Origin of the sequence: Streptomyces purpurogeneiscleroticus (assembly GCF_020024005.1) — a bacterium.
GTDB classification, from domain to species: Bacteria; Actinomycetota; Actinomycetes; order Streptomycetales; family Streptomycetaceae; genus Streptomyces; species Streptomyces purpurogeneiscleroticus.
In genome coordinates this window covers 1-13,502 of the sequence record NZ_NHSG01000190.1, presented here as the reverse complement: position 1 = coordinate 13,502, position 13,502 = coordinate 1, and the positions used below count along the sequence as shown (strand labels likewise).

The 13,502-nt window shown below is 66.3% G+C and carries 8 protein-coding genes; 7 read left to right on the top strand and 1 reads right to left on the bottom strand.

Annotation, left to right across the window (positions count from 1 at the left end):
- Positions 1-85: 85 nt before the first annotated feature.
- From rpoB to tuf, 7 genes are all read left to right on the top strand, one after another.
- Positions 86-3,568 (top strand): DNA-directed RNA polymerase subunit beta, encoded by a 3,483-nt coding sequence (gene rpoB, locus CCS38_RS12090; RefSeq protein ID WP_030262779.1) that lies wholly within the window; start codon positions 86-88, stop codon positions 3,566-3,568.
- A gap of 96 nt (positions 3,569-3,664) precedes the next feature.
- A complete protein-coding gene (locus CCS38_RS12085) occupies positions 3,665-7,564 on the top strand; it encodes a DNA-directed RNA polymerase subunit beta' (RefSeq protein ID WP_223733255.1) in 3,900 nt (1,299 codons plus the stop codon).
- A 197-nt stretch (positions 7,565-7,761) separates the two neighbouring features.
- Positions 7,762-8,235 carry a DUF1707 and DUF4190 domain-containing protein gene (locus CCS38_RS12080; protein WP_223733254.1) on the top strand — a complete coding sequence of 158 codons (474 nt, stop codon included), beginning with the start codon at positions 7,762-7,764 and terminating at the stop codon, positions 8,233-8,235.
- Positions 8,236-8,632: 397 nt separating this feature from the next.
- Positions 8,633-9,004: a 30S ribosomal protein S12 gene (gene rpsL / locus CCS38_RS12075; protein WP_003948652.1), complete on the top strand. Its 372-nt coding sequence runs from the start codon at positions 8,633-8,635 to the stop codon at positions 9,002-9,004.
- Positions 9,005-9,006: 2 nt separating this feature from the next.
- Entirely contained in the window at positions 9,007-9,477 is a 471-nt protein-coding gene (gene rpsG, locus CCS38_RS12070; protein ID WP_030262788.1) for a 30S ribosomal protein S7, read from the top strand.
- Between the two features lie 39 nt (positions 9,478-9,516).
- Complete coding sequence (gene fusA / locus CCS38_RS12065) at positions 9,517-11,637, top strand: elongation factor G (RefSeq protein ID WP_223733236.1); 2,121 nt, start codon at positions 9,517-9,519, stop codon at positions 11,635-11,637.
- Between the two features lie 164 nt (positions 11,638-11,801).
- A complete protein-coding gene (tuf, locus tag CCS38_RS12060; RefSeq protein ID WP_223733235.1) occupies positions 11,802-12,995 on the top strand; it encodes an elongation factor Tu in 1,194 nt (397 codons plus the stop codon).
- Here tuf and CCS38_RS12055 read toward each other — a convergent pair.
- Positions 12,996-13,502: hypothetical protein (locus tag CCS38_RS12055; RefSeq protein ID WP_223733234.1), on the bottom strand; the 507-nt coding region annotated here is incomplete at its 5' end. It lies immediately after the preceding gene.

The following is a 13,502-nucleotide window of genomic DNA, read 5'->3' as shown; positions in this document are numbered from 1 at the left end:
TCCCTGACCAGGGATTTCTTCCGTTGTGTGTGAACGTGGGACCGGTACGCGCGTAGTGAGTCCGAGCCCTCGGAAGGACCCCCTCTTGGCCGCCTCGCGCAACGCCTCGACTGCCAATACGAACAACGGCGACAGCACCGCCCCGCTGCGCATCTCTTTTGCGAAGATCAAGGAGCCCCTCGGGGTTCCGAACCTCCTTGCGCTGCAGACCGAAAGCTTCGACTGGCTGCTCGGCAACGCCGCATGGAAGGGTCGCGTCGAGGCTGCGCTGGAGTCCGGTCAGGACGTCCCCACCAAGTCCGGTCTGGAGGAGATCTTCGAAGAGATCTCCCCGATCGAGGACTTCTCCGGGTCGATGTCGCTGACGTTCCGCGACCACCGCTTCGAGCCCCCGAAGAACAGCATCGACGAGTGCAAGGAGCGCGACTTCACGTACGCGGCTCCGCTCTTCGTCACCGCCGAATTCACCAACAACGAGACCGGCGAGATCAAGTCCCAGACGGTCTTCATGGGCGACTTCCCGCTCATGACCAACAAGGGCACCTTCTGCATCAACGGCACCGAGCGTGTCGTCGTTTCGCAGCTGGTCCGCTCGCCGGGCGTCTACTTCGACAGCCAGATCGACAAGACGTCCGACAAGGACATCTTCTCCGCCAAGATCATCCCGTCCCGGGGTGCCTGGCTGGAGATGGAGATCGACAAGCGTGACATGGTCGGTGTCCGCATCGACCGCAAGCGCAAGCAGTCGGTCACCGTGCTGCTCAAGGCCCTCGGTTGGACGACCGAGCAGATCCTCGAGGAGTTCGGCGAGTACGAGTCCATGCGCGCCACCCTGGAGAAGGACCACACCCAGGGCCAGGACGACGCGCTGCTCGACATCTACCGCAAGCTGCGTCCGGGCGAGCCGCCGACGCGCGAGGCCGCGCAGACGCTGCTGGAGAACCTGTACTTCAACCCGAAGCGCTACGACCTCGCCAAGGTCGGCCGCTACAAGGTCAACAAGAAGCTCGGCGGCGACGAGCCGCTGGACGCCGGCGTTCTCACCACCGACGACATCATCGCCACGATCAAGTACCTGGTGAAGCTGCACGCCGGTGAGACCGAGACGATCGGTGAGAACGGCACGGAGATCGTCGTCGAGACCGACGACATCGACCACTTCGGCAACCGCCGCCTGCGCAACGTCGGCGAGCTGATCCAGAACCAGGTCCGTACGGGTCTCGCCCGTATGGAGCGCGTCGTGCGTGAGCGCATGACCACTCAGGACGTCGAGGCGATCACGCCGCAGACCCTGATCAACATCCGGCCGGTCGTCGCCTCCATCAAGGAGTTCTTCGGCACCAGCCAGCTGTCCCAGTTCATGGACCAGACCAACCCGCTGTCGGGTCTGACTCACAAGCGTCGTCTGTCGGCGCTGGGCCCGGGTGGTCTCTCCCGTGAGCGGGCCGGCCTGGACGTGCGTGACGTGCACCCGTCGCACTACGGCCGCATGTGCCCGATCGAGACGCCCGAAGGCCCGAACATTGGTCTGATCGGTTCGCTCGCCTCGTACGGCCGGGTCAACGTCTTCGGCTTCATCGAGACGCCGTACCGCAAGGTCGTCGACGGCCAGGTCACCGAAGAGGTCGTCTACCTCACGGCCGATGAGGAAGACCGCTTCATCATCGCCCAGGCCAACGCCCCGCTGACCGACGACATGCGCTTCGCCGAGCAGCGTGTCCTGGTCCGCCGGCGTGGCGGCGAGGCCGACCTCGTCACGGTCGACGAGGTGGACTTCATGGACGTCTCGCCGCGCCAGATGGTGTCGGCCGCGACCGCCATGATCCCGTTCCTCGAGCACGACGACGCCAACCGCGCGCTCATGGGCTCGAACATGATGCGCCAGGCCGTGCCGCTGATCAAGGCCGAGGCGCCGCTGGTCGGCACCGGCATGGAGTACCGCTGCGCGGTCGACGCCGGCGACGTCATCAAGGCCGAGAAGGACGGTGTGGTCCAGGAGGTCTCCGCGGACTACATCACGGTCGCCAACGACGACGGCACGTACACCACGTACCGCGTCGCCAAGTTCACCCGCTCCAACCAGGGCACCTCCTTCAACCAGAAGGTCGTCGTGGACGAGGGCGCGCGGGTCATCGAGGGCCAGGTCCTCGCCGACGGTCCGTCCACGGACGAAGGCGAGATGGCGCTCGGCAAGAACCTGCTCGTGGCGTTCATGCCGTGGGAGGGTCACAACTACGAGGACGCGATCATCCTGTCGCAGCGCCTCGTGCAGGACGACGTCCTCTCCTCGATCCACATCGAGGAGCACGAGGTCGACGCCCGTGACACCAAGCTGGGCCCCGAGGAGATCACCCGGGACATCCCGAACGTCTCCGAGGAGGTCCTCGCCGACCTCGACGAGCGCGGCATCATCCGCATCGGTGCCGAGGTCGTCGCCGGCGACATCCTGGTCGGCAAGGTCACGCCCAAGGGTGAGACCGAGCTGACCCCGGAGGAGCGCCTGCTCCGCGCGATCTTCGGTGAGAAGGCCCGTGAGGTCCGTGACACCTCGTTGAAGGTGCCGCACGGCGAGACCGGCAAGGTCATCGGCGTCCGCGTCTTCGACCGCGAGGAGGGCGACGAGCTGCCCCCGGGCGTGAACCAGCTGGTTCGCGTGTACGTGGCGCAGAAGCGCAAGATCACCGACGGTGACAAGCTCGCTGGCCGTCACGGCAACAAGGGTGTCATCTCGAAGATCCTGCCGGTCGAGGACATGCCGTTCCTGGAGGACGGCACCCCGGTCGACATCATCCTCAACCCCCTGGGTGTCCCGTCCCGAATGAACCCGGGACAGGTCCTGGAGATCCACCTCGGCTGGCTGGCCAGCCAGGGCTGGAAGGTCGAGGGCAACGAGGAGTGGCAGCAGCGGCTGCAGGCCATCGGCGCCGACGACGTCGCGCCGCGGACCAACGTCGCCACGCCGGTCTTCGACGGTGCGCGCCAGGACGAGCTGCAGGGTCTGTTCGACTCCACGCTGCCGAACCGCGACGGCGACCGGATGGTCAAGGACACCGGCAAGGCCCGGCTGTTCGACGGCCGCTCCGGCGAGCCGTTCCCGGACCCGATCTCGATCGGGTACATGTACATCCTCAAGCTGCACCACCTGGTCGACGACAAGCTCCACGCCCGCTCGACCGGTCCGTACTCGATGATCACCCAGCAGCCGCTGGGTGGTAAGGCTCAGTTCGGTGGCCAGCGCTTCGGTGAGATGGAGGTGTGGGCGCTGGAGGCATACGGCGCCGCTTACGCCCTCCAGGAGCTGCTGACGATCAAGTCCGATGACGTGACCGGCCGCGTGAAGGTCTACGAGGCCATCGTCAAGGGCGAGAACATCCCCGAGCCCGGCATTCCCGAGTCCTTCAAGGTGCTCATCAAGGAAATGCAGTCGCTGTGCCTGAACGTGGAGGTGCTGTCCTCGGACGGCATGTCCATCGAGATGCGCGACACCGACGAGGACGTCTTCCGCGCGGCGGAGGAGCTCGGTATCGACCTGTCCCGGCGCGAGCCGAGCAGCGTCGAAGAGGTCTGACGGGTCTGGCCGGGACCTCCCAGTGAGGTCCCGGCCCCACCCCGGACCCCCTCAGACCATGATTGAGACTCGACCCTGAAAGAGGGATTGACGACAGTGCTCGACGTCAACTTCTTCGACGAGCTGCGGATCGGCCTTGCCACCGCTGACGACATCCGTCAGTGGTCCCACGGCGAGGTCAAGAAGCCGGAGACCATCAACTACCGCACCCTCAAGCCCGAGAAGGACGGCCTCTTCTGCGAGAAGATCTTCGGCCCCACTCGGGACTGGGAGTGCTACTGCGGTAAGTACAAGCGCGTCCGCTTCAAGGGCATCATCTGCGAGCGCTGCGGCGTCGAGGTCACTCGCGCCAAGGTGCGCCGTGAGCGGATGGGCCACATCGAGCTGGCCGCCCCCGTCACGCACATCTGGTACTTCAAGGGCGTTCCGAGCCGGCTGGGTTACCTGCTGGACCTCGCGCCCAAGGACCTCGAGAAGGTCATTTACTTCGCCGCCTACATGATCACGTGGGTGGACGAGGAGCGCCGTACGCGCGACCTGCCCTCGCTGGAGGCGCACGTCTCCGTCGAGCGTCAGCAGATCGAGCAGCGCCGCGACGCCGACCTGGAGGCCCGCGCCAAGAAGCTCGAGACCGACCTGGCCGAGCTGGAGGCCGAGGGCGCCAAGGCCGACGTGCGCCGCAAGGTGCGCGAGGGTGCCGAGCGCGAGATGAAGCAGCTGCGCGACCGTGCGCAGCGCGAGATCGACCGCCTGGACGAGGTCTGGAACCGCTTCAAGAACCTCAAGGTCCAGGACCTCGAGGGCGACGAGCTGCTCTACCGCGAGCTGCGTGACCGCTTCGGCACGTACTTCATGGGCGGCATGGGCGCGGCTGCCCTGCAGAAGCGCCTGGAGTCCTTCGACCTCGACGAAGAGGCCGAGAAGCTCCGCGAGATCATCCGTACCGGCAAGGGCCAGAAGAAGACCCGTGCGCTCAAGCGCCTCAAGGTCGTCTCCGCGTTCCTGCAGACCCGCAACAGCCCCAACGGCATGGTGCTGGACTGCATCCCGGTCATCCCGCCGGACCTGCGTCCGATGGTGCAGCTGGACGGTGGCCGCTTCGCGACCTCCGACCTGAACGACCTGTACCGCCGTGTGATCAACCGCAACAACCGCCTCAAGCGTCTCCTTGACCTCGGTGCCCCCGAGATCATCGTGAACAACGAGAAGCGGATGCTGCAGGAGGCCGTCGACGCGCTGTTCGACAACGGCCGCCGCGGTCGCCCGGTCACCGGTCCCGGTAACCGCCCGCTGAAGTCCCTCAGCGACATGCTGAAGGGTAAGCAGGGCCGGTTCCGTCAGAACCTGCTCGGTAAGCGTGTGGACTACTCCGCGCGTTCCGTCATCGTCGTCGGCCCGCAGCTCAAGCTGCACCAGTGCGGTCTGCCGAAGGCCATGGCGCTGGAGCTCTTCAAGCCGTTCGTGATGAAGCGCCTGGTCGACCTGAACCACGCGCAGAACATCAAGTCGGCGAAGCGGATGGTCGAGCGCGGCCGCACGGTCGTGTACGACGTCCTCGAAGAGGTCATCGCCGAGCACCCGGTTCTGCTGAACCGTGCGCCCACGCTGCACCGCCTCGGTATCCAGGCGTTCGAGCCGCAGCTGGTCGAGGGCAAGGCCATTCAGATTCACCCGCTCGTCTGCACCGCGTTCAACGCGGACTTCGACGGTGACCAGATGGCCGTGCACCTGCCGCTGTCCGCGGAGGCGCAGGCCGAGGCCCGCATCCTGATGCTGTCCTCGAACAACATCCTCAAGCCGGCCGACGGCCGTCCGGTCACCATGCCGACCCAGGACATGGTGCTGGGTCTGTTCTTCCTCACCACCGATGAGGAGGAGCGCAAGGTCATCGGTGAGGGCCGCGCGTTCGGCTCGGTCGCCGAGGCGATCATGGCGTTCGACGCCAAGGAGCTCTCGCTCCAGGCGAAGGTCGACATCCGCTTCCCGATCGGCACGGTCCCGCCCCGCGGCTGGGCCCCGCCGGCTCCGGAGGAGGGCGAACCCGAGTGGCAGCAGGGTGACAGCTTCCGGCTGCGTACGACCCTGGGCCGCGCGCTCTTCAACGAGCTGCTGCCCGAGGACTACCCGTTCGTCGACTACTCGGTGGGCAAGAAGCAGCTCTCCGCGATCGTCAACGACCTGGCCGAGCGGTACCCGAAGGTCATCGTCGCGCAGACGCTGGACAACCTGAAGGCGGCCGGCTTCCACTGGGCCACCCGCTCCGGCGTCACCGTCGCCGTCTCCGACATCGTCGTGCCGGAGGCCAAGAAGGAGATCGTCGCGGGCTACGAGGCCCAGGACGAGAAGGTCCAGAAGCAGTACGAGCGCGGTCTGATCACCAAGGACGAGCGCACTCAGGAACTGATCAACATCTGGACCAAGGCGACCAACGAGGTCGCCGAGGCGATGAACGAGAACTTCCCCAAGACGAACCCCATCTTCATGATGGTTGACTCGGGTGCCCGAGGAAACATGATGCAGATGCGGCAGATCGCCGGTATGCGTGGTCTGGTGTCGAACGCGAAGAACGAGACCATCCCGCGACCCATTAAGGCGTCGTTCCGCGAGGGTCTCTCCGTGCTGGAGTACTTCATCTCCACCCACGGTGCCCGTAAGGGTCTCGCGGACACCGCCCTCCGTACCGCCGACTCGGGTTACCTCACCCGTCGTCTCGTGGACGTCTCCCAGGACGTCATCATCCGCGAGGAGGACTGCGGCACCGAGCGCGGTCTGAAGCTGCGGATCGCCAGCAAGGGCGCCGACGGTGTCCTGCGCAAGGCGGACGACGTCGAGTCCAGCGTGTACGCCCGGATGCTCGCCGAGGATGTCGTCGTCGACGGCAAGGTCATCGCCTCGGCGAACGTGGACCTCGGTGACGTGCTCATCGACCAGCTGGTCGCGCACGGCGTCGAGGAGGTCAAGACCCGCTCGGTCCTGACCTGTGAGTCCGCGGTCGGCACCTGCGCCTTCTGCTACGGCCGTTCGCTGGCCACCGGCAAGCTGGTCGACATCGGTGAGGCCGTCGGCATCATCGCGGCCCAGTCCATCGGTGAGCCCGGTACCCAGCTGACGATGCGTACCTTCCACACCGGTGGTGTGGCGGGTGACGACATCACCCTGGGTCTGCCGCGAGTCGTCGAGCTCTTCGAGGCCCGTACGCCCAAGGGTGTCGCCCCGATCTCCGAGGCCGCCGGCCGCGTGCGGATCGAGGAGACCGAGAAGACCAAGAAGGTCGTCGTCACGCCGGACGACGGCAGCGACGAGACGTCCTACGGCGTCTCCAAGCGTGCCCGTCTGCTGGTGAGCGAGGGTGACCACGTCACGGTCGGCCAGCCGCTGACCGTCGGTGCGATCAACCCGCACGACGTGCTGCGCATCCTCGGCCAGCGTGCGGTCCAGGTCCACCTGGTCGGCGAGGTCCAGAAGGTCTACAACAGCCAGGGCGTGGCGATCCACGACAAGCACATCGAGATCATCATCCGGCAGATGCTGCGCCGCGTGACGATCATCGAGTCCGGCGACGCGGAGCTGCTGCCGGGCGAGCTCGTGGAGCGCTCGAAGTTCGAGGGCGAGAACCGTCGTGTCGTGGCGGAGGGTGGCCACCCGGCTTCCGGCCGTCCGCAGCTGATGGGTATCACCAAGGCTTCGCTGGCCACCGAGTCGTGGCTGTCGGCGGCGTCCTTCCAGGAGACGACCAGGGTCCTGACCGACGCGGCGATCAACGCCAAGTCGGACTCCCTGATCGGCCTCAAGGAGAACGTCATCATCGGTAAGCTCATCCCGGCCGGTACGGGCCTGTCCCGCTACCGCAACATCCGGGTCGAGCCCACCGAGGAAGCCAAGGCCGCGATGTACTCGGCCGTCGGCTACGACGACATCGACTACTCGCCGTTCGGCACCGGCTCCGGCCAGGCCGTCCCGCTGGAGGACTACGACTACGGTCCGTACAACCAGTAAGCGGTAGCTGGCGGCGGCCGGTCCCGTAAGGGCGAAACGCGAAACGCAGGGCGGTCATCCTCATGTTGGATGACCGCCCTGCGGTCTGTGAGGGATGATGGGGCCATCAGGGCTCCGGCCGGGGGGAGGTCTCACAGGTGGCGTTCGAACCGTGGCAGGGGGGCCGGCCGGCCCAACCGCCTCGTCAGATGCCCGCGATGCGCGCCGCGCACGCGGACCGGGAGCGGGCGGTCGATGTACTGAAGGCGGGGTTCGCCGAGGGGCGGCTCTCGCAGCGCGAGTACGAGGAGCGGGTGGAGCGCGCCTATCAGGCGCTGACCTACGCCGACCTGCAGTTACTGGTGGGGGACCTGCCGCAGGGACCGGTACCGCAGCCGCCGATGATGCTGCCGCAGCCGATGGTCCCGCCGACGTTCCTGCCGATGCCGCAGCCGAGGACCAATCCGTCCGCGACCGGCTCCATGATCTGTGGCCTGCTCACCCCGCTGACCTGGGGAGTGTCCGCGATCCCGGCGGTGATCCTGGGGCACAAGGCACGGACGGAGATCCGGCGGAGCGGCGAGCGGGGCGACGGCATGGCGCTGACCGGCGTGGTGCTGGGCTGGCTGGCCATCGGGGGCTGGTGCCTCGTGATGCTGGTCACGCTGCTGGCGCTGCTGCCGAAGACCTGAGGGCGGCGCCGCGGTCACCGCGGCCCGCAGGACACGCCGTGGGGCGCGGTCGGAACGGGGCCGGAGACCTTCTTCCGTCGACGCGGTCGGCGCACTACGGTGGCGGCAGCGCCGAAGGAGTCCGGCGTGTCCTACGCGTGTGCATTTGTTTTGACCGCAGCCCATGCGGTAGGTACGCTCTGACCTTGTGCCTGGGGTGTCCCTGGCCTGCCGTGCGCGCATCTCCCTCAGCCTTCGGGCGGGCGGTGCCGGTGCGCACGAAGCCGGGTCTCGACACCGTAATCCGCTGCTCCTCGTTCCAGCGAGGGTTCTGCGGTATTCGACACACCCGACCTCGTGGGTCGGCGAAGTTCCAGGTTAGCTTTACCGAGACTGGCACACAGAAACCGGAGAAACGGTGCCTACGATCCAGCAGCTGGTCCGCAAGGGCCGGCAGGACAAGGTCGAGAAGAACAAGACGCCCGCACTTGAGGGTTCTCCCCAGCGCCGCGGCGTCTGCACGCGTGTTTTCACCACCACCCCGAAGAAGCCGAACTCGGCCCTGCGTAAGGTCGCGCGTGTGCGTCTGACCAGCGGCATCGAGGTCACCGCTTACATTCCGGGTGAGGGCCACAACCTGCAGGAGCACTCGATCGTGCTCGTGCGTGGCGGTCGTGTGAAGGACCTGCCGGGTGTTCGGTACAAGATCATCCGCGGCTCCCTCGACACGCAGGGCGTCAAGAACCGCAAGCAGGCTCGCAGCCGCTACGGCGCCAAGAAGGAGAAGTAAGAATGCCTCGTAAGGGCCCCGCCCCGAAGCGCCCGGTCATCATCGACCCGGTCTACAACTCTCCTCTGGTGACCTCCCTCATCAACAAGGTGCTGCTGAACGGAAAGCGCTCCACCGCTGAGCGCATCGTTTACGGCGCCATGGAGGGCCTGCGTGAGAAGACCGGCAACGACCCGGTCATCACGCTGAAGCGCGCGCTGGAGAACATCAAGCCGACCCTCGAGGTCAAGTCCCGCCGTGTCGGTGGCGCGACCTACCAGGTTCCGGTCGAGGTCAAGCCGGGTCGCGCGTCGACCCTGGCGCTGCGCTGGCTCGTGGGTTACTCCCGCGCCCGCCGCGAGAAGACCATGACCGAGCGCCTCATGAACGAGCTGCTGGACGCCTCGAACGGCCTCGGCGCTTCGGTCAAGAAGCGCGAGGACACGCACAAGATGGCCGAGTCCAACAAGGCCTTCGCGCACTACCGCTGGTAGTCGCTACCCACATCGAGACCGAGAGAAGACGAAAGCCTTATGGCTACCACTTCACTTGACCTGGCCAAGGTCCGCAATATCGGGATCATGGCCCACATCGACGCGGGCAAGACGACGACCACCGAGCGGATCCTGTTCTACACCGGTGTTTCGTACAAGATCGGTGAGGTCCACGACGGCGCCGCCACGATGGACTGGATGGAGCAGGAGCAGGAGCGTGGCATCACGATCACCTCTGCTGCCACCACCTGTCACTGGCCGCTGAACAACGTCGACCACACCATCAACATCATCGACACCCCGGGTCACGTCGACTTCACCGTCGAGGTGGAGCGCTCCCTGCGCGTGCTCGACGGTGCCGTGACGGTGTTCGACGGCGTTGCCGGCGTTGAGCCCCAGTCCGAGACGGTGTGGCGTCAGGCGGACCGCTACGGCGTGCCGCGTATCTGCTTCGTCAACAAGCTCGACCGCACCGGCGCCGAGTTCCACCGCTGCGTCGACATGATCGTGGACCGCCTGGGCGCGACCCCGATCGTCATGCAGCTGCCGATCGGCACCGAGGCGGACTTCAAGGGCGTCGTCGACCTCGTCAGCATGAAGGCCCTGGTCTGGTCGGCCGAGGCCGCCAAGGGCGAGATGTACGACACCGTCGACATCCCGGACACCCACCTCGAGGCTGCCGAGGAATGGCGCGGCAAGCTCCTTGAGGCCGTCGCCGAGAACGACGAAGAGATGATGGAGCTGTACCTGGAGGGCACCGAGCCCACCGTGGACCAGCTGCACGAGGCGATCCGTCGCATCACCATCAGCTCCGGCAAGGGCGGCGACACCACCGTCACCCCCGTGTTCTGTGGCACCGCCTTCAAGAACAAGGGTGTCCAGCCGCTGCTCGACGCGGTCGTGCGCTACCTCCCGTCGCCGCTGGACGTCGAGGCCATCGAGGGCCACGCCGTCAACAATGCGGACGAGATCATCAAGCGCCGTCCCTCCGAGGAAGAGCCGCTGGCCGCGCTCGCCTTCAAGATCGCGAGCGACCCGCACCTCGGCAAGCTCACCTTCATCCGGGTCTACTCGGGTCGCCTGGAGTCCGGCACGCAGGTGCTGAACTCCGTCAAGGGCAAGAAGGAGCGCATCGGCAAGATCTACCGGATGCACGCGAACAAGCGTGAGGAGATCGAGTCGGTGGGTGCCGGTGACATCGTCGCCGTCATGGGTCTGAAGCAGACCACCACCGGTGAGACCCTCTGTGACTCCGCCAACCAGGTGATCCTGGAGTCGATGGAGTTCCCGGCCCCGGTCATCCAGGTCGCCATTGAGCCCAAGTCCAAGGGCGACCAGGAGAAGCTGGGTGTCGCCATCCAGCGCCTCGCCGAGGAGGACCCGAGCTTCCAGGTCCACACCGACGAGGAGACCGGCCAGACCATCATCGCGGGTATGGGCGAGCTGCACCTCGACGTGCTGGTCGACCGTATGAAGCGTGAGTTCCGGGTCGAGGCCAACGTCGGTAAGCCGCAGGTCGCGTACCGCGAGACGCTGCGCAAGACCGTCGAGAAGATCGACTACACGCACAAGAAGCAGACTGGTGGTTCCGGCCAGTTCGCGAAGGTGCAGATCTCGGTCGAGCCTCTCGAGGGCGATGGCTACGAGTTCGAGAACAAGGTCACCGGTGGCCGCATCCCGCGGGAGTACATCCCGTCCGTGGACGCGGGCTGCCAGGAGGCCATGGAGTTCGGTGTTCTCGCCGGCTACCCGCTGACCGGTGTGCGCGTCACGCTCCACGACGGTGCCTTCCACGAGGTCGACTCCTCCGAGATGGCGTTCAAGATCGCCGGTTCGATGGCCTTCAAGGAGGCTGCGCGCAAGGCTTCCCCGGCCCTGCTCGAGCCGATGATGAAGGTCGAGGTCACCACGCCCGAGGACTACATGGGCGACGTGATCGGCGACATCAACTCCCGCCGTGGACAGATTCAGTCCATGGAGGACCGCCACGGTGCCAAGCTCGTCACGGGCCTGGTTCCGCTCTCGGAGATGTTCGGCTACGTCGGAGACCTCCGCAGCAAGACGTCGGGTCGCGCGAGCTACTCGATGCAGTTCGACTCCTACGCCGAGGTTCCGCGGAACGTCGCCGAGGAGATCATCGCGAAGGCCAAGGGCGAGTAAGACCCGTCTCGTCAGAGTCGGACCCCGACACGCTTTAGGCTTGACACCGACCGGTGGGGCAAACCGCGTTTATCGCGTGGAATGCCCCGCCGGCCGGCACCCCAGCAAAGATCACCTGGCGCCGATGAGTAAGGCGTACAGAACCACTCCACAGGAGGACCCCAGTGGCGAAGGCGAAGTTCGAGCGGACTAAGCCGCACGTCAACATCGGCACCATCGGTCACATCGACCACGGTAAGACGACCCTTACCGCGGCGATCACCAAGGTGCTGCATGACGCGTTCCCGGACCTGAACGAGGCCTCGGCCTTCGACATGATCGACAAGGCGCCGGAAGAGCGCCAGCGTGGTATCACCATCTCGATTGCGCACGTCGAGTACCAGACGGAGAACCGTCACTACGCCCACGTCGACTGCCCCGGTCACGCGGACTACATCAAGAACATGATCACGGGTGCGGCGCAGATGGACGGCGCCATCCTCGTGGTTGCCGCCACCGACGGCCCGATGCCGCAGACCAAGGAGCACGTGCTCCTGGCCCGCCAGGTCGGCGTTCCCTACATCGTTGTCGCCCTGAACAAGGCCGACATGGTGGACGACGAGGAGATCCTGGAGCTCGTCGAGCTCGAGGTCCGTGAGCTCCTCTCCGAGTACGAGTTCCCGGGCGACGAGCTCCCGGTCGTCAAGGTCTCGGCGCTGAAGGCGCTCGAGGGCGACGCCGAGTGGGGCAAGTCGGTCCTGGACCTGATGAAGGCCGTCGACGAGGCCATCCCGGCCCCGGAGCGCGACACCGACAAGCCGTTCCTGATGCCGATCGAGGACGTCTTCACCATCACCGGTCGCGGTACGGTCGTCACCGGCCGTATCGAGCGCGGTGTGCTGAAGGTCAACGAGAACGTCGACATCATCGGCATCAAGACCGAGAAGACCTCCACCACGGTCACCGGCATCGAGATGTTCCGGAAGCTGCTGGACGAGGGCCAGGCCGGTGAGAACGTCGGTCTGCTGCTCCGCGGCATCAAGCGCGAGGACGTCGAGCGCGGCCAGGTCATCATCAAGCCCGGTTCGGTCACCCCGCACACCGAGTTCGAGGCCCAGGCGTACATCCTGTCGAAGGACGAGGGTGGCCGTCACACCCCGTTCTTCAACAACTACCGCCCGCAGTTCTACTTCCGTACCACGGACGTGACCGGCGTCGTGACCCTCCCCGAGGGCACCGAGATGGTCATGCCGGGCGACAACACCTCCATGTCCGTCCAGCTGATCCAGCCGGTCGCCATGGAGGAGGGCCTGAAGTTCGCCATCCGTGAGGGTGGCCGGACCGTCGGCGCCGGCCAGGTCACCAAGATCACCAAGTAATCACTTACTTGATGGTCGGGTAGACCCGGCGCTCCCAGGAGCACCGAGCCTCGGCTCATGAGCAGGGCCCGTACGACTTCGGTCGTGCGGGCCCTGCTTGCTTTGCGCCGCGCGTTCATGGTCCGTCGGCGGGCGCAAGGTCGTCAGGAGGTGGCGGGCGGCCGGGAGGGACGCGCCGGTGCCCAGGGAGGCGACGGCGTCCACGGCTCCGTGGCGGACGTACAGCTCGCGGGTGCGGGCCCTGCGGTCGGTGACCAGGGTGCGGCCGGCGCCGTCGTCCGCGCAGGTGACGGACGGGCTCAGGGACGGGTCGCAGGCGGCGTCGTAGGGGTGACTGCCGTCCTTGGGGGCGTGGTTGATGCGCAGGACGATCGCCTCGCCCGTGGGCTTGGCGTAGCGGGTGACGAAGGCGGTCGTGTTGCTGAGTACCAGCGCGGGGCCGTCGTACCCCGGTGGGCGGTCGCCGATCAGGGTGAGGCGGGTGAGGGGGAGCCGCGGGGGAGGGGC